The 16892-nt window shown below is 65.9% G+C and carries 18 protein-coding genes; 6 read left to right on the top strand and 12 right to left on the bottom strand.

Features of this window, described 5'->3' with window-relative positions; genetic code table 11:
- Nucleotides 1-235 precede the first annotated feature (235 nt).
- Nucleotides 236-1570: an NHL repeat-containing protein gene (locus FVD38_RS24885; protein WP_147937259.1), complete on the bottom strand. Its 1335-nt coding sequence runs from the start codon at nucleotides 1568-1570 to the stop codon at nucleotides 236-238.
- 106 nt (nucleotides 1571-1676) lie between these two features.
- Nucleotides 1677-2894: a YeeE/YedE family protein gene (locus FVD38_RS24880; RefSeq protein WP_147937258.1), complete on the bottom strand. Its 1218-nt coding sequence runs from the start codon at nucleotides 2892-2894 to the stop codon at nucleotides 1677-1679.
- 86 nt (nucleotides 2895-2980) lie between these two features.
- Here FVD38_RS24880 and arfB point away from each other — a divergent pair, with 86 nt between their 5' ends.
- Nucleotides 2981-3376, top strand: coding sequence for an alternative ribosome rescue aminoacyl-tRNA hydrolase ArfB (arfB, locus tag FVD38_RS24875; protein ID WP_147937257.1), 396 nt, complete (start codon nucleotides 2981-2983; stop codon nucleotides 3374-3376).
- A 9-nt stretch (nucleotides 3377-3385) separates the two neighbouring features.
- Here the strand turns inward: arfB and FVD38_RS24870 are convergent, their stop codons facing one another.
- From FVD38_RS24870 to FVD38_RS24850, 5 genes are all read right to left on the bottom strand, one after another.
- Nucleotides 3386-3715, bottom strand: a complete 330-nt coding sequence (locus FVD38_RS24870; protein ID WP_147937256.1) for a hypothetical protein — start codon at nucleotides 3713-3715, stop codon at nucleotides 3386-3388.
- A 54-nt stretch (nucleotides 3716-3769) separates the two neighbouring features.
- Nucleotides 3770-4951: a tetratricopeptide repeat protein gene (locus FVD38_RS24865; protein WP_147937255.1), complete on the bottom strand. Its 1182-nt coding sequence runs from the start codon at nucleotides 4949-4951 to the stop codon at nucleotides 3770-3772.
- Between the two features lie 80 nt (nucleotides 4952-5031).
- The gene (locus tag FVD38_RS24860; RefSeq protein ID WP_147937254.1) at nucleotides 5032-6147 is read right to left on the bottom strand and encodes a YsnF/AvaK domain-containing protein; all 1116 of its coding nucleotides are present in this window, start codon (nucleotides 6145-6147) and stop codon (nucleotides 5032-5034) included.
- A gap of 25 nt (nucleotides 6148-6172) precedes the next feature.
- Nucleotides 6173-6595 (bottom strand): DUF2382 domain-containing protein, encoded by a 423-nt coding sequence (locus tag FVD38_RS24855; protein WP_147937253.1) that lies wholly within the window; start codon nucleotides 6593-6595, stop codon nucleotides 6173-6175.
- A gap of 90 nt (nucleotides 6596-6685) precedes the next feature.
- Entirely contained in the window at nucleotides 6686-7936 is a 1251-nt protein-coding gene (locus FVD38_RS24850; RefSeq protein ID WP_147937252.1) for a TIGR03862 family flavoprotein, read from the bottom strand.
- A 135-nt stretch (nucleotides 7937-8071) separates the two neighbouring features.
- Between FVD38_RS24850 and FVD38_RS24845 the strand changes: the two genes are divergently transcribed.
- The 5 genes from FVD38_RS24845 (at nucleotide 8072) to dctP (ending at nucleotide 11134) form a co-directional block, all read left to right on the top strand.
- Nucleotides 8072-8470: a hypothetical protein gene (locus FVD38_RS24845; protein ID WP_147937251.1), complete on the top strand. Its 399-nt coding sequence runs from the start codon at nucleotides 8072-8074 to the stop codon at nucleotides 8468-8470.
- Nucleotides 8467-8670, top strand: a complete 204-nt coding sequence (locus tag FVD38_RS24840; protein ID WP_123071259.1) for a helix-turn-helix transcriptional regulator — start codon at nucleotides 8467-8469, stop codon at nucleotides 8668-8670. Before FVD38_RS24845 ends, FVD38_RS24840 begins: the two co-directional genes overlap by 4 nt.
- A complete protein-coding gene (locus FVD38_RS24835; protein ID WP_147937250.1) occupies nucleotides 8667-9632 on the top strand; it encodes an alpha/beta fold hydrolase in 966 nt (321 codons plus the stop codon). The genes FVD38_RS24840 and FVD38_RS24835 overlap by 4 nt, the downstream gene beginning before the upstream one ends.
- Before the next feature lie 14 nt (nucleotides 9633-9646).
- Nucleotides 9647-9865: a hypothetical protein gene (locus tag FVD38_RS24830; RefSeq protein ID WP_147937249.1), complete on the top strand. Its 219-nt coding sequence runs from the start codon at nucleotides 9647-9649 to the stop codon at nucleotides 9863-9865.
- Nucleotides 9866-10093: 228 nt separating this feature from the next.
- The gene (gene dctP, locus FVD38_RS24825; RefSeq protein WP_147937248.1) at nucleotides 10094-11134 is read left to right on the top strand and encodes a TRAP transporter substrate-binding protein DctP; all 1041 of its coding nucleotides are present in this window, start codon (nucleotides 10094-10096) and stop codon (nucleotides 11132-11134) included.
- 39 nt (nucleotides 11135-11173) lie between these two features.
- On the opposite strand, the gene moaD is transcribed toward dctP, so the two are convergent.
- The 5 genes from moaD to FVD38_RS24800 form a co-directional block, all read right to left on the bottom strand.
- Nucleotides 11174-11431: a molybdopterin converting factor subunit 1 gene (moaD, locus tag FVD38_RS24820; protein ID WP_147937247.1), complete on the bottom strand. Its 258-nt coding sequence runs from the start codon at nucleotides 11429-11431 to the stop codon at nucleotides 11174-11176.
- Nucleotides 11432-11437: 6 nt separating this feature from the next.
- The gene (locus tag FVD38_RS24815) at nucleotides 11438-12685 is read right to left on the bottom strand and encodes a molybdopterin molybdotransferase MoeA (RefSeq protein ID WP_147937246.1); all 1248 of its coding nucleotides are present in this window, start codon (nucleotides 12683-12685) and stop codon (nucleotides 11438-11440) included.
- On the bottom strand, nucleotides 12685-14160 hold the full coding sequence (gene thrC, locus FVD38_RS24810; protein ID WP_147937245.1) for a threonine synthase: 1476 nt from the start codon (nucleotides 14158-14160) through the stop codon (nucleotides 12685-12687). The genes FVD38_RS24815 and thrC overlap by 1 nt, the downstream gene beginning before the upstream one ends.
- A 282-nt stretch (nucleotides 14161-14442) precedes the next feature.
- Entirely contained in the window at nucleotides 14443-15831 is a 1389-nt protein-coding gene (locus FVD38_RS24805) for an L-serine ammonia-lyase (protein ID WP_147937244.1), read from the bottom strand.
- Nucleotides 15832-15920: 89 nt separating this feature from the next.
- Nucleotides 15921-16883 carry an NAD-dependent epimerase/dehydratase family protein gene (locus FVD38_RS24800; RefSeq protein WP_187271700.1) on the bottom strand — a complete coding sequence of 321 codons (963 nt, stop codon included), beginning with the start codon at nucleotides 16881-16883 and terminating at the stop codon, nucleotides 15921-15923.
- Between the last annotated feature and the right edge of the window lie 9 nt (nucleotides 16884-16892).

Below are 16892 nucleotides of genomic sequence, written 5' to 3'. Positions count from 1 at the left end.
ACATTGTTTCAATAGAGAAATTTTCAGGAATCGCAGCAGTTTTTGGTGATGTTTCCTCATCATACTTAGACATCAGGCGAATAGCTAACATCATTAAGTTCGAAGTGCCGAAAAAATTCGCAACGACCGCTTTGGGTCGACAGCGGCCCTAGGCAGAACGGCCGATATTGGCCCAGCACATCATCATAGGAAGAAGATACTTGTCCTTACCGATCTGCGGCGAAATATCAGCCGCTCAATCAACCCGGACCTTGCCCAACTGAGCGTAAGACTGCAGCATCACGACGCCGGGACTAACAGCATGAAGAGCCACAATCCGGTTCTGAGGTTGCGCCCCAGTTAGGCCCAGAGAGGTAGCCACCGTGCTTGCAACGCCGGATGGGGTGATCTTTCTCAGCACACCCCTGGACCCAAGCTTGTAGAGGTTGCCCGCAGCATCGATCGCCATCGGGCCACCACCAGCGAAGAAGGCAGCATTGCCCGTGCCATCGATATCATTGAGGAAATCAAAGGTCCAGTTCGTTCGGCCGGCAAGCGTCGTAACCGCGCCTGCAGGGGTGATCTTTCGGATCAGCATGACGTCGTTAACGTACAGATTTCCCGCGCTGTCGGCCACAATGTCATCCGGTCCCATGAATCGTGCCTGCACGCCAACGCCATCGACCGGGTTCCTGCGGTCTACACAGCCCGATCCCGGCGGAATGCCAGCCTCGCACCCACCTCCTGCCAACGTCGAAAACGTGCCGTCAGGGGCGATCTTGCGAACCTTCGATCCATCGGTCGCGTAAACCGCGCCGCCTGGCGCGACTGCGAGGTTCAATGTATATGCGGTGGCGACACCAGAGGAACCATCGATTGCTCCTGTTGCTGCATCGTAAGGCGCGGTTTGCGTCAACGTGGATATCCTCCCGTCCGCTGAGATCCGGCGGATCGCGTAAGCAAGGGAGCCAAGGCTGTCCACGACGTACAACACCCCGTCTGGCGCATAGGCCAGTGAAATCGGTTCGTTCACCTGCGCGTAGGTCGCGATCCTGCCGTCAGCCGCCACCTTCTTGATTTCCGACACCGGTGATGAATAGGCGAGGTACAGATTGCCGGACTGATCGGCGGCGGAGTCGACGGGGCGCGCACCGGCGAGCGTGGGTGGGTCCCCAAAGACAACCTGCCACGTCACCGGCAGGGTGACCCAGGGCACGGCCACGGGCGATGGCTTTACGCTCAGCTCGACCGAACCCGAGATGCCGCCTGCGCTGGCCGTGATCGTCACCTTGTCCGCCTTCAAATCCCAAGGAGGGGAGTATGCAGCGATCGGCTTGTCCGGAAGCGTGTACAAGGTGGTGCCAATACTGGCCGTCGGCGTCACAGACCAGGTGAGCGGACCTGTGACACCGGTCAGCGTCGGCGTAATCTCGACCGCCGCGCCGTTGGGCATCACCGAAGTCGCTGAAGAGGCCAGCGCGATCGAGGGCGCAGGGACCGAGGGTGTCTCAGGCGAGGTGTCGCGCCCGCCGCCACCGCATCCCGTCACGAGAACCACCGAGCACATCGCAAAAAGGCGCGCACCGATCATTGCATTTCCTCCGTTATACGACGTTGCCATCCATTCTACAGATGCGGTGCAGCGCAATATTCACGAAAACTCGCTCAGGCCCATCGCCGACCTTTATCGCGGTTTTTCAGCAGGCGGTCGGCCTCAACCGTTCCACTTCCAGCCCGAACATTGGCCGCAGGCGGGTGCCGGCCACGTTGCCAAGGAATGCCACGACCAGCCACAGCCAACCGTGCAGACTGCCCGAGACAATCCCGCTGAAATAGGCGCCAATATTGCAGCCATAGGCCAGGCGAGCGCCATAGCCGAGCAGCAGGCCGCCGACGACCGCCGCGATCAGCGAACGCACTGGCAGCTTCCACACCGGCGCGTAGCGCCCGGCCAGCGCCGCCGCCAGCATCGCGCCGAGCACGATGCCGATATCCATCACCGAGGTCACGTCCTTCCAGACCGGCGCCGCCAGTGCGGCGGCATTGGCCTTCGTCGACCAGTAAGTCCAGCTGGCGACGTCGATGCCCACCACGGATGCCGCCTTGGCGCCCCACAGCGCGAAGGCCGAGGTCACGCCCCATGGGCGGCCCGACAGGGCCAGGGTAGCGAAGTTGAGCACGACCAGCGCCAGCGCGCCAGCCACCAGCGGCCACGGACCGCGCAGCCAGCGCGCGCTGCCAGTCGGTTGCGACTGCCCAGTGACCAGCCGGCCGTGGCGGCGTCTCTCGACGACGACGGTGACGGCCGCGATCAGCGCGAATACGACGAGGTTCAGCGCCAGTGCCGGCGCCAGGCCCAGTTCCTTCACCGCCGACAGCGGCGGCAGCTGCGGCATCGCAGTCCAGAACGGCATGTGGGCGGTGCCGATCAGCGAGCCGACGATAAAGAAGATCAGCGTGACGATCATGCGCGTGCTGCCGCCGCCGACCGTGTACAGCGTGCCCGAGGCGCAACCGCCGCCCAGCTGCATGCCGATGCCGAAGATGAAGGCGCCGACGATGACCGACGTGCCGGCCGGCTGCACCAGGCCGGTGACCGGATTGCCGAACAGCGTGCCGGCTGCGAGCGCCGGGAAGAACAGCACCACGCCAACCGCCAGCATCAGCATTTGCGCACGCAGGCCTTCGCCGCGGCCGTCGGCGATGAACACGCGCCAGGCCGAGGTGAAGCCGAACGCGGCGTGGTACAGGGCCACGCCGAGCAGCGCGCCGACGATGTAGAGCGCGGCCTGGCGCGCACCGACAACCTGCGTCAGGTACCAGGCGCCGAGCACAATCAATACGAATGCGACGCCGAACGGCCGCAGGTTGATGTCGGCGCGTCGTGCGCCTGACAAGGATGCTGAAATGGTCATGAGTATCGGAAAAGATGAGGCGGAACCCTCTATTCTCTAACATCTTCACGTTCCGTGCAGGACCGCACCCGGTTTACAATGGCGCCATGGCCGTCATCAATCCTCTCGAAGTCGAATTCAGCGCAATCCGGGCCCAGGGTCCCGGTGGCCAGAACGTCAACAAGGTCTCGTGCGCCGTCCACGCGCGCTTCGACATCGGAGCCTCGTCGCTGCCGCAGCACGTCAAGGAGCGCATGCTGGCCTTGAGCGACGCGCGCATCACGCAGGAAGGCGTGCTGGTACTCAAAGCGCAGCAGTCGCGCAGCCTGGAACAGAACAAGGAAGACGCCCTGCGCCGCCTGCAGGAACTGGTCGACAGGGCGTCGGTCGTGCCGGTGACGCGCCGTCCGACCCGGCCGACGCGGGGCTCCCAGCTACGACGGCTGGACTCCAAGGCGCGCAGCAGCCAGACCAAGGCGCTACGGGGCAAGGTCAGCGACTAGCCCGAATGCTCAAGCCTGTAGCGCGGCAAACCAGGCCGCATACGGCGTATTGGCCACCATCCGCCGGTTGAAATCCGGCGCACCATCGGTCCACCACACCTGCCCGCGCTCGCCCAGCGCGCGCTTGGCCTCGTCGACCGCCTGGCGAGCGGCCCGCTCGGCATTGCCGTCGCGCGCCTTCAGGGCGGCACTGACCTCCCGGCGCGCCTTCATGAGCCGGTCGACCAGCTGCTGGCGTTCTTCCGGCGTCAGATCGGGATTGCTGGTTCGCCACAGACGGCCCGAGACGACGAAATACCGTCCGTCGGGCGTAGTGGGATAGTTGGCGGGTGAAGGCATGGCTGCACTATACCCAAAGGGGCCGTGCGCAGCCGTTCGCTTCCTGCCATTCCGTCAAGGCTGCAGGCCGTAGCGGTCGATGAAGCCTTTGACGCCACCTGGATTCGCGGCCAGCCAGGCGTTCAGCGCCGGCCGATAGGACTGACGGAACATCAGCAGCAGGATCGCCGGCTCCAGTTGCCCATCCTTCGCCAGCGCCTGCATCTGCAGCAAGGCGGGGTCGGTCACGCGCTGGTCGCCGAGCGCCTTGGTCTCGTCCATCACCTTCAGGGCAGTACGCCACGCGCCCAGTTCGATCTCGAACGGCGACTTGCCGGCGGCGCTCTCGGACTGGCGCTGGTTGGACTCGCTCATGCCGAGCAGGAGCCGCATGGCGTAGTTAGGGGTGTCTTCCTTGCCGGCGACCGACTCGTCGATATGGACAGTAAACTTGCCGTCCGCCTCCTGCTCCACACGCACGCCGCGCCTGAATGCCAGAGACTTCAATGGCAGGCCGGCGGCGGCGCGCAGCCTGGCAAGCTTGCCCCAGCTAGGACGTTGCGACGGATCGGCGGCGATCGACGCATACAGGGTTGCTTCGGCCGGCGCGCGCTGGCCCTGCGCCAGCAACGCATCCGACAGGAAGCGCCATGCCTGCGCATTCTTCGGCTCGATCTCGGTGGCACGGCGGAACAGCGCCTCGGCGCGCCGCCAGTCGCCCTGCACGAAGTAACAGTCCGCGGCGCCTACCCAGGCGCTCGACGCCTTGGGGTCGGCCTCCATCGCGGCTTCGTATTTGAGCAGGGCTTCCTTCGGCTTGCGCTGCGCGAACAGGGCCGATCCTTCGGCCAACAGCTTCGCGGCGCGAGGATTCGGCGTGTGCAGGGGCGACACCCCGTCGTCGTCCAGCATGCGCAAGACCTCGTGCGCGATCGGATCGTCGGCGGCAAGCGTGGTCGCGCGCTCGGCCAGCGCGCGCGCCGTCTGGCGCGCCTGCGCCACCTCGTCCTTCGGGGCCACACTGGACAGTTTGAAGATCAGGCCAGCCTGCAGCGACACCGGCAGCGAAGCCTGCGGATCGGCCTTTTCGGCCGCCCGGTACTTGTCCAGCGCTTCCTGGTACTTGCCTTGCCCCTCGAGCACGTGGGCGTCGCGCACCAGGGTGCGGCATGGTTCGCCGCACTGCATCGCAGCCGTTGCGCCCGCATTGAAGAACGCCAGCAGGGCGGCAAGTGTCAGTACACGTAAGGATTTCATGGGATGGCCAGGCGACAAAAGCCCATATTACCGCGCCGCCCGGCCCCCATTGCTCACTGAATATCACACGCCGCTCCGGCTCAGGCGCCGTGTTTACCGGTCATGCGATCCCACCCGTGACGCACGGCCGACTTCATCTTTTCCCAGGTCGACACGCCGCTGTGGCGCGAATCCCAGTCGGTGCGCAGCTTGGGTTCGATCTCGTCCCACTGGCGGCCCACATACTTGCCGCTGCCCGCGATCTGCGAACCGTAGAGATAGGCCGGCGCGTAATCGTCGTACACGCCGCCGCTCGCGCCATAGGTCAGCTTGAAGTGCTCGCGGTAGTAGCTCTCCGCGTCGCCCATGGCGGCGCCCAGGCGCTCCACGTCCACCTCGGTGTGGCGCACCGTGTCGTCGATCTGCTGCTGGCGTTCGCTGACCTGCTTGCCGATCGAGACTTCCTCGGTGATGCGGGCCGATTTCTCGACCACGGCTTCCTCGGCGCTCTCGCGCATCTCGATGGTCTGCTCCCTGAACGCGGCGGCGTCGCTCGGGCTGATCGGCTGGTCCACCTTGCGCCGCTGGACGTCGACGTGTTCTTCGCGCAGGCCGATGGTTTCGTGCACCGGGGTCTCGACGATGCGCGAGAAGATCCGCATGCCGCTGCGCTGGACTTCGCGCTTGCCGACCCGCAGCTGCTCTTCGACCACCGGGATGGTCGCGCTGGCCGAGGTGTCGCGCTGCATTGCCGCGCCCGCGGTGGCGCCCTGGCGCGGACCGGACGCCGACTGGGCCGACAAAGTCCCTGCCTGCGTCGTGCCCTGCATCGAACCGGCGCCGCCCGTCAGCAGCGCGCCGGGAGTGGCGACGCCGTCCGAATGCTCGTCGATGTCGATCGGCCCGAAGGCTTCGACGACGTCGGCGGCGCGCTCGACGTCGGGCAGCGAATCGGCGCTGAGCGTCACCACGTGCTGGCCACGCGCGAGCGCGCCTTCGTAGCGGCTTTCGTGGTGCTTGTGCTCGTCGCCGAACAGGTCCTGGAAGAAGTGCTTGATGCCTTTACCCTTGCCTTCGGCAATCGTGGCGCTGCCGGCGGCGGCATTGGCCTCGGACAGCCGCACGCTCTCGCGGCCGAATCCGGAAGACAGCAGCTGGTCGTACGCGCTTTGCGCGTCGGTGCGGTTATCGAAAACCGCGACTAGCGTATGGTGCATGATGAGTCTCCTTTGGGTGATGACCTCAGGCACCCGAATCGCCGGCCTCGTCGAAACGTTCGATCTCGACCCGTTCCGCCTTGAGCGGGACGGTCTCGACGTGGCGCTCCTCGTGCCGGATCCGGGTGATGTGAAGTTCTTCCTTGATGCGGACCTTGCGCTCGACGACCAGCACCTCTTCGAGCACTGGTACGACCAGGCTGTCGCCTTCATGTCGGTGGCCTGGCGCATCGCCGGCGCCGACGATGCGGTCGATGGGGACGTGTTCGATGCGCAGCTCCTCGCGCAGCAGCCGCTCGTCGATGGTGACGGGATGTTCGGTGACGGTCTTGTGGATGCGCACGCCGCGACCGGTGTCGACGGCGCGGGTGCCGACCGCGAGCTGCTCCTCGACGACAGGAATGCGCAGTGGCTCCTGTTCGCTCGGCTCGGTAGGCGTGCTGGACATGGTCCGCTCCTGGGCAAGGCTGCGAAAAGAACGATCCAGCCTACGCCAATCCACGAACGGCATGCGCACCGTTGGTGTTCAACTACCCGCTCAGGCGCCGGCCCGTTCCAGCCAGGCCAGCGCATCGCGGCCTGCGGCCCGGCCGCTGGCGAAGCAGGCGGTAAGCAGATACCCTCCGGTCGGCGCTTCCCAGTCGACCATCTCGCCCGCCACGAACGTACCCGGCAGCGCGGCCAGCATCGCGGTGTTGTCCGCCAGCGCATCGAAGCGCACGCCGCCGGCGCTGCTGATCGCCTCGTCGATCGGGCGCGTACGCAGCAGCTTGAGCGGCAGGCGCTTGATGCCCGCGGCCAGGCGCGCGGGGTCGGCGTACTCGTCGCGCGACAGGCATTCGTGCAGCAGCCCGGCCTTGACGCCCTTGATGCCGAGCCGGCTTTGCAGGTGGCTCGACATCGAGCGCGAACCGCGCGGGCGCGTCACTTCGTCGAATACCCGCTCGGCGTCGTGGTCCGGGCTCAGGTCGAGCCAGAGGGTGGCGGCACCAATGCGCGCGATCGCGTCGCGCAGCGGTGCCGACAGCGCGTACACCAGGCTGCCCTCGACGCCGCCCGCGGTGATGACGAACTGGCCCTTGCGCCAGCCGATCTCCCCATCCTGGTCCTGGCAACCGGCGGCCACCGTGAGCAGCGGCGCGCCGGCGTAGCGGCTGCTGAAATGCTCGCTCCAGCCGACGTCGAAACCGCAGTTGGCGGGCGCCAGCGGGGACAGCGCGACCCCGCGTTCGGCCAGCAGCGGCTGCCAGGCGCCGTCCGAGCCGAGCCGCGCCCAGCTGGCGCCGCCCAGCGCCAGGATCGTGGCGTCGGCCTCGACCAGCCGCTCGCCATCCGGCGTGGCCAGGCGCAGCCGGCCACCCTGCCAGCCGAGCCAGCGATGGCGCATGTGAAAGCGCACGCCGGATTCGCGCAGGCGGTGCAGCCAGGCGCGCAGCAGCGGGGCCGCCTTCATCTCGAGCGGGAAGACCCGTCCCGAGGTGCCGACAAAGGTCTCGATGCCGAGCTCGTGGATCCAGGCACGCACGGCGTCGGCGTCGAACCCGTCCAGCCAGCACGCCACCTCGTCCTGTCGCGCGCCATAGCGCCCCACGAAATCGGGATAAGGCTCGGAATGCGTGATATTCATGCCGCCCTTCCCCGCCAGCAGGAACTTGCGGCCCACGCTGACCATCGCATCGTAGACGTCGACCTGCACGCCACCCTGCGCCAGCACCTCGGCCGCCATCAGCCCGGCGGGGCCGCCGCCGATCACGGCGACACGCTTGGAGGAAATGGAAGACTGGGTCATGACGGTGCGAGGTACGAAAGAAGGACCAGCATTGTAGTCGAGTTCAGGCAGCGAAAGAGGATGTAAAGGATGCTTGACACAGCGTTCCCTCAGGCCTACGATGTAAAGCATCCTTTACTCCACGAGGGCTGGGCCATGAAGACGAACACACATGAAAAGCGGGTCGGGAAGGCTTACCTGCGCGAACTGGGCATCTCCTTCGCGGTGTATGCGATCCTGCTGGTGGCGACCATCCTCTACGGCCGGCCGATGCAGGAAGGCGTGCTGCGCACCGTGGTGCTGCTGTCGCCGATGCTGGGATTCTGCCTAATGCTGTGGGCCATCGCACGCCACCTGAACCGGGTCGATGAGTACGCGCGCCGCTTCCTGCTCGAATCGTTCGCGCTGGCCGCCGCGCTCACCGCCGGGCTCACCTTCAGCTACGGCTTCCTCGAGACCGCCGGCTATCCGCGCCTGTCGATGTTCGCGGTCTGGATGGTGCTTGGGGCGACCACCGCCCTGGTCTGCACGGTGCGGGCGCTGCGCCAGCGATGAAGAACCGCATCCGCGAGCTGCGCGCCGAACACGGCTGGAGCCAGGCCGACCTGGCCGAGCGCCTGGACGTCTCGCGCCAGAGTATCAACGCAATCGAGACCGGACGCTACGATCCCAGCCTGCCGCTCGCCTTCGCCATTTCACGGTTGTTCGGCCTGCCGGTCGAAGCCATCTTTTCCCCCGATCAGGAGACCGCATGAAGAAAGCTTCCCTGTTGTTCGCCCTTGCCGCACTGGTTGCCGGCGCCGCTTCCATCGCCCAGGCCCAGGCGCAGACCGCGCCCCCGGCAGCGCCTGCCGCCAACCGTTTCGCCGCCACCATCGAGCCGGCCGAGCGCTTCGAATCCGGCGGCCTGCTGGTCGAGCGCCACGGCAGCCGCGGCCGGCCCCTGATCCTGGTCCCGGGCCTGGCCAGCGGCCCCTGGGTATGGCAGGAGACGATCCGCCAGTTCAAGGACGAGTTCACCTTGTACGTGGTCACCCTGCCCGGCTTCGATGGCCGTCCGGCGCCAAGCGGATCGCCGGACTGGTCGCCTTTTGAGGGGGCCCGCGCCGCGCTACGCGGCCTGATCGCCGAACGCAAGCTGGACAAGCCCGTGATCATCGGCCACAGCCTGGGCGGCACGCTGGCCTACGCGGTGGCCCAGGACCTCGGCAACGGCATCGGCGGCGTGGTGGCGCTGGACGGCCTGCCGGTGTTCCCCGGCACCGAGAACATGCCGCCGCAGCAGCGCCCGCAAGCGGCGATCAATGTGCGCAACCGGATGGCGGGCAGCCGGCCGGAGGCCTACGCCGCCGAGCAGCGCCAGTACATGCGCGGCCAGGGCGTGCTCGACATCGGCAAGGCCGACGACATCACGCCGCTGCTGCTGCGCAGCGACCGCGAGGCGGTGGGCGCCTACGTGGCCGACCTGCTGGCGCTCGACCTGCGTCCTGGCCTGTCTAAAATCACTGCCCCGGTGCTGGTCGTGGCGCCGTTTTACCAGTACGATGCAGCTCAGGATGCGCTGACGGTGAACGACAAGGTCGAGCACTACCGGATGCTGGTCGAAGGGATTGCCTCGGTCGAGGTGGCGCCGATCGCGCCGTCGCGCCACTTCCTGATGATCGACCAGCCGCTGGCGCTGGCCGGCATCCTGCGCCGTTATCTCGACCGCCGTTGAAAGGAATCCGTTTCATGCGTCCTGCATCTCGTCCTTTGTTCCACTGGATCGGCCAATACCTGCTGGCTGCCGGCACCATGTTCCTGCTGCTGTGCGCAATCGACCTGATGCGCGGCGACAGCCTGGCCAACACCTGGGGCCCGACCCTGCTGTGGTCGCTTGCCGCGGCCGCCATTTTCGTCGCCGCGCGATGGCGTGCGGCCAGCCAGGCGATCACCGACAACAGGCGCTGATTCGCACACGACAAGCAAATTCTCCAGAATGAATCAAGGTCGGTCCCACCGGCTTGCGCAATACTGCCGCGTTGGCATAGGCATGCCTTTGTCATAGCTGCAATATTCCGCTTGACATGCGGTGTAGCAGGAATATTCTTGTACACGCCAACGTGAACGATGGCGCCCGCTCGACGAGGTAAGCCACGATTCACCCGGCAGTCCGTTAAAACATCTTGGAGGATGTATATGTCGGTAATTAACCGGTCGTTCACGACCCGCAGGGCAATGCTGGGCGCGATCGCGACCAGTCCCTTATGGATGCAGTCCGCCTGGGCGCAGGCCAGCAATCTCAGGATCTCGCACCAGTTCCCCGGAGGCAGCATCGCCCAGGGCGATTTTCGCGACCGGCTGTGCCGCATGTTCGCGGCCGAAGTCGAGAAGCGCACGCGGGGCGGCCTGAAGTTCTCGATCCACCCGGGGTCGAGCCTGATGCAGCCGAACGCCCAGTTCGGCGCGCTGCGCAGCGGCTCGCTCGACATGGCCCTGGTGCCGCTGTCGTATGCGGGCAGCGAGGCGCCGGAAGCGAATATCGGGCTGATGCCGGCACTGGTCACGTCCTACGACCAAGGCTATGGCTGGAAGAACGCCCCGGTCGGGCGCGAGCTGTCGCGCATCCTGAACGAGCAAGGCCTGGTGATCGTCAGCTGGATCTGGCAGGCCGGCGGAGTCGCCTCGCGCGGCGCCCCGATCGTCACGCCCGAGGACGTGCGGGGCCTGAAGGTGCGCGGCGGCTCGCGCGAGATGGACATGCTGCTGCAGGACGCCGGCGCGACCGTCGTCAGCCTGCCGTCCAACGAAATCTATAACGCCATGCGCAGCGGTGCGCTCGACGCGGCCCTGACCTCGTCGACGTCCCTGATGTCGTTCCGCCTGCAGGAGACGGCGCGCTCGCTGACCACAGCGCGAGGCGGCTCGTACTGGTTCATGTTCGAGCCGCTGCTGATGTCGCGCACCGTGTTCGAGCGCCTGGCCAAGCCGCAGCAGGAAGCCATCCTCAAGGTCGGCGCCGACCTGGAGCAGTTCGCGATGAAGATGGCGCGCATCGACGATGCGGAGGTGGTATCGGTCTATCGCGGCGTGGGCGCGCGCGTGGTCGACCTCAATCCGGAAGCCCTGCGCGGCTGGCAGACGGTGGCGCGCAATACGGCGTGGAAGGATTTCGCGGCGCGCAACAGCAATTGCGCGAAATTGATGGCGTTGGCGGAGGAGTCGATTGCGGCCTTGTGATGGACAAGCCGGCCCCCATTGAACCGGGGCCGGCCTCTTTCAACCGCCGGTGACCGGCGGGAAGAACGCCACTTCGGCGCCTTCGCTGATTGGCGTATCGCCACCGCACATGACCTGGTTATGGGCCATGCGCACCGCACGTTCGGGCGCCAGGGCCTCGGCCCACACGCCGCCACGCGCGCGCAGCAATTCGCGCACCTGGCCCACCGTCGTGACTTCCGGCGACAATTCCAGCTGTTCATGCCCGGTACCCACTGCTTCGCGCAGCGCGGCGAAGTATTTCAAACTGATCTTCATGTCTTCCTAGTACTGTAATTCGGCGAACGGGATGAAGCGCACCAGGTCGCCCGCGGCGATGCGATTGCCCGCCGGGTTGTCGACCAGGCCATCGCCCCATACCGTCGAGGTGAGCACACCCGAGCTCTGGTTCGGGAACAGGTCCAGTCCCCCGCCCGCATTCAGGCGCGCGCGCAGGAATTCATTGCGGCGGTCGCCCTTCGGCAGCTCAAAATCGGCGCGCACGGTATAACCCTGCGGCTCGACCTGGCCCGTCACGCCCTGCAGGCGCAGCAGGAAAGGCCGCACGAAAAGCAGGAAGGTGACGAAGCTCGATACCGGGTTGCCGGGAAGGCCCAAAAAGAACGCGGAACCGCCGTCACGGCGCACCTCGCCGAAGGCCAGCGGCTTGCCCGGCTTGACGGCGATCTGCCACATCGACAGGCGCCCTTCCGCTTCCACGGCGGGCTTGATGTGGTCTTCCTCGCCCACCGAGACGCCGCCCGAAGTGATGATCAGGTCATTCTCGCGCGCCGCCTCGCGCAAGGTGGCGCGGGTCGCTTGCAGCGAATCGGGCACGATGCCGAAGTCGCTGATCTCGCAGCCGAAGTTCTCCAGCAGGCCGCGCAGGGTGAACCGGTTCGAATTGTAGATCGCGCCGGGCTTCAGTCCTTCTGGCGGCACGTCGCCCGGCATGGTCAGCTCGTCGCCGGTAAAGAACACCGCCACGCGCAGGCGTCGGCGCACCGGCAGGCTGGCCAGGCCGACGGAGGCCGCCAGTCCCAGCTCCTGGCTGCGCAGGCGGCTGCCCGCCGGCAGGATCACGGCGCCCGAGCTGATGTCTTCGCCCTTGCGGCGGATCCACTCGCCGGCGCGCGGAGCATGGTGGATGGTGACGCTGTCGCCGACCGCCTCGGCCTGCTCCTGCATCACCACCGCATCGGCGCTTGGCGGAATCAGCGCGCCTGTAAAAATGCGCGCCGCGGTGCCGGGCTCCAGTTCATGGCCGACGCTGCCGGCCGGGATGCGCTGGCTGACCTTCAGGGTGGCGCTGCCGTTCGCGCAATCCTCCGCGCGCACGGCGTAGCCGTCCATCTGCGTATTGTCGGCCGACGGCACGTCGATCGTCGCCAGCTGGTCCGCCGCCAGCACGCGGCCGTTGGCTTCGAGGGTCGGGATGGTCTCCACCTGCTCGACGGGCCGTGCGGCCTCGAGCAGGAAGTCGAGCGCTTCGCGCACCGACAGCATGGGGGCTTTGGGTACCGGCGCGTTCATCACAGCCCCGTGTGTTCGGCGATATAGGCCTTCATGCGGTCGACGTCGGCCGGCATGACCACGAAGCGCTGCGGCAGCGATTCGATGTCCTCGAAGCCGGCGGGACGCTCTGCGTCCTGGCCCAGCGCTTCCAGGATGGTTTCGTTGAACTTGGCCGCCAGCGCGGTCTCGAGCACGATCATCGGCACGCCCGGCTGCAGGTGTTCACGCGCGACCTTGATGCCGTCGGCGGTGTGGGTGTCGATCGTGATGCCGTAATCGTCGGCGACGTCGCGGATCGTGGCCAGGCGGTCGGCATGGGTCGAGCGGCCCGACAGGAAGCCGAATTTGGCAGCCGACTTGAACTCGTCGCCATCGCTGCCCGGCGCGCCGGACAGGTCGAAGCCGCCATGGGTGTCGACCTTGCGGAACAGCGCATGGGTGCGATCGGCGTCGCGGCCCACCAGCTCATACACGAAGCGTTCGAAATTAGAGGCCTTGGAGATGTCCATCGACGGGCTGCTGGTGTGGAAGGTCTCGGACGGCTTCCTTACGCGATAAACACCGGTGCGGAAGAATTCGTCCAGCACGTCGTTCTCGTTGGTGGCGGCCACCAGCTTGTCGATCGGCAGGCCCATCATGCGGGCGATGTGGCCGGCGCAGATATTGCCGAAGTTCCCCGACGGGACGGTGAACGACACTTTTTGATCGTTGCTGGTGGTGGCCGCCAGGTAGCCGCGGAAGTAGTACACCACCTGGGCCACGACGCGTGCCCAGTTGATCGAGTTGACGGTGCCGATCTTCTGGCGCGCCTTGAATTCCAGATCGTTCGAGACCGCCTTGACCAGGTCCTGGCAATCGTCGAACACGCCCTCCACCGCGATATTGAAGATGTTCGGGTCCTGCAGGCTGAACATCTGGGCGGTCTGGAAGGCGCTCATCTTTTTGTGCGGCGACAGCATGAACACGCGCACGCCGCGCTTGCCGCGCATCGCGTACTCGGCGGCGCTGCCGGTGTCGCCCGAGGTGGCGCCGAAGATGTTCAGCTCATCGTTGTTCTTGGCCAGCGCGTATTCGAACAGATTGCCCAGCAACTGCATCGCCATGTCCTTGAAGGCCAGGGTCGGGCCGTTCGACAGCGCCTGCAGCACCAGCTTGCCCTGCGCGCCGTCTTCGAGCACGCGCAGCGGGGTGATGTCGGCGTTCGATTCGTCGGCGCGGGCATTGCGGTAGACCTCCGGCGTATAGGTGCGCGCGGTCAGCGCCTTCAGGTCAGCGTCGGGAATATCGGTGGCAAACTTGCGCAGGATTTCATAGGCCAGTTCGGCGTAGGACAGCTTGCGCCATGCATCGAGCTCGGCGCCGGTCACCTGCGGGTACTCGGCCGGCAGATAGAGGCCGCCGTCCGGGGCCAGGCCGCCTAGCAGGATGTCGGAGAATTGCTGGGGATTGCGTGCTGCGGACGCGCTGGTCGCGCGGGTGGACACATAATGCATACAGTTTGAAAATCCGGTTGGCTCACATTGAAACTTTATTATAGTGGGAGCCGGCGAAAATGTATGCTGTGCTGCAAAAAACTTGTTTGGGAGAATAAAATTGGGTGCAGTGGTGTGCGCACTTGGATTCCCGCCTGCGCGGGAAGTCATCCCTGCCAGTGGCAGGGATGACGGTCTCTAGGCTAACTGAGAAAGTCGGGCTGCTCGCCGATCCATTGTTAGCACATGCACGTCGTTCCCGCGAAGGCGGGAACCCAAGGCATCTGAGCAGCCACGCCCCTTTCAGCAGGCCGCGTGGTTGACCGTCACCACGTGGATCGCCAGGCCGCCGAGCGAGGTCTCCTTGTACTTGACCTGCATGTCGGCGCCGGTCTGGCGCATGGTCTCGATCGCGCTGTCCAGGCTGACGAAATGGGTGCCGTCGCCCTTCAGCGCCAGCGATGCGGCGGTGAGCGCCTTGATCGCGCCCATGCCATTGCGTTCGATGCACGGGATCTGCACCAGGCCGCCGATCGGATCGCAGGTCATGCCCAAGTGATGCTCGATGCCGATCTCGGCCGCGTTCTCGATCTGTTCGTTGCTGCCGCCGAGCGCCGCCACCAGGCCGGCCGCCGCCATCGCGCATGCCACACCCACTTCGCCCTGGCAGCCGACTTCGGCGCCCGAGATCGAGGCGTTCTTCTTGCACAGCATGCCGATCGCGCTTGATGCCAGCAGGAAATCACGCACGCCGCGCTGTGGATCGATCGGCCGGCAATCCTCGGCGTAGTAGCGCAGCACCGCCGGGATGATGCCGGCCGCGCCATTGGTCGGCGCGGTGACGACCCGGCCACCGGCCGCATTTTCTTCGTTGACCGCCATTGCGTACAGGCTTACCTGCTGCACTGCGTCATGCGGCAAGGCGTTCAGCGGTTGCTGCTGCGATTGCTGCGCCTGCTTCCACAGGCCGGCCGCGCGGCGGCGCACGTTCAGGCCACCCGGCAGGCGGCCGTCGGTCACCAGGCCGTGACAGATACACTCGCGCATCACGCGCCAGATATTGTCCAGGCCTGCGTCCAGTTCTTCGTCACTCATGCGCGTGCGCTCGTTGGCGCGCAGCATGTGCGGAATGCTCAGGCCATGGCGGCGGCCATGCTCGAGCAGCTGGGCCATCGTGTCAAACGGGAACGGGACCGGCGCCGCAGCCGTCTCGGCCGCGCGCGCCTGGCTCTCACCGGCCGCGGTGATGAAGCCGCCGCCGACCGAATAATAGATGCGCTCGATGATGCTGCCGTCCTGCAGATGGAGCACGAAGCGCATGCCGTTCGGGTGTTCCGGCAGGGTCGATGCCTTATGCCAGACCAGGTTGATTTTCGCGCTGAAAGGCACCGGTTTCGTGCCAAGCAGGTGCAGCACGCCATCGAATTCGGCTTCAGCCAGCTTGTCCTCGACGGCGGTCGGGTCGACGCCTTGCGGCGTCTCGCCCATCAGGCCGAGGATCACGGCCTTGTCGGTGGCGTGGCCGACGCCGGTCAGGGCCAGCGAACCATACAAATGGGCTTCGACGCCGACCGCTTGCTCCAGCATTCCGCTCTCGAGCAGGAAGCGGCGCGCCGCCACCATCGGGCCCACGGTGTGGGAACTCGACGGGCCGATGCCGATCTTGAATAAATCGAAAACGCTCATGTCCATGCTTGTCTCACTGTGTCAGTTCTTATTATGCAAATCGGCCTGGCGCGTCGAGGCGGCAGGCCGTTGAAGGTTTCGGTGTCGTGGCCGGCTTATGCCGCCACGCCCAGGCCGACATCGATATTCTTCAACATCGAATCGACCATCTCGTCGACGCCGATGCGCGACTTCCAGCCCCAGTCGGCGGTGGCGCGGCTGTCGTCGAGGCTCTTCGGCCAGGAGTCGGCGATCTGCTGGCGGCTGTCCGGCCTGTAGTCGATGCGGAAAGCCGGCAGCGCCTTCGAGATCGCGGCGGCCAGTTCGCGCGGGTTGAACGACACGCCAGCCACGTTGTACGACGAACGGATGACGACCTGTTCGCCTGGGGCTTCCATCAGCTCGATAGTGGCGCGGATCGCGTCCGGCATGTAGATCATCGGCAGGGTCGTTTCCGGCCCCAGGAAGCATTCGTAGGTCTCTCCGCGCAGGGCCGCGTGGAAGATCGCGATGGCGTAGTCGGTGGTGCCGCCGCCCGGAGGCGATTTATACGAGATGATGCCCGGATAGCGGATGCTGCGCACGTCGACGCCATACTTGCTGTGATAGTACTCGCACAGGCGCTCGCCGGCCAGCTTGCTGATGCCATAGACCGTGGTCGGGTCCATGATCGTGAACTGCGGCGTGTTCTCGCTCGGGGTGGTCGGGCCGAAGGCGGCGATCGACGACGGCCAGAACACCTTCAATGGCTTGCCTGCTTCGCCGCGTTCGCGTGCGATCTCGAGGATGTTCAGCAGGCCGTCCATGTTCAGGCTCCAGGCCTTGAGCGGCGCTTTTTCGCCGGTGGCCGACAGCATGGCGGCCAGCTGGTAGACCTGGGTGATGCCTTCATCCGCCACCAGGCGCGCGAGGCTGTCCTTGTCCAGCACATTGAGCACGGTGTAGCGTGCGGCGCCGTACAGGTTCTTGTCGCCGATGTCCGAGGCGATCACGTTCTGCGCGCCGTGCTTGTCGGCCAATGCGCTGACCAGTTCACTGCCGATCTGGCCATTGGCGCCGATGATGAGGATGCGTTCCATGCTGTCGAT

Source organism: Massilia arenae (assembly GCF_008014745.1).
Classification (GTDB): domain Bacteria; phylum Pseudomonadota; class Gammaproteobacteria; order Burkholderiales; family Burkholderiaceae_D; genus Telluria; species Telluria arenae.
This window is presented reverse-complemented; position numbering and strand designations above follow the sequence as displayed.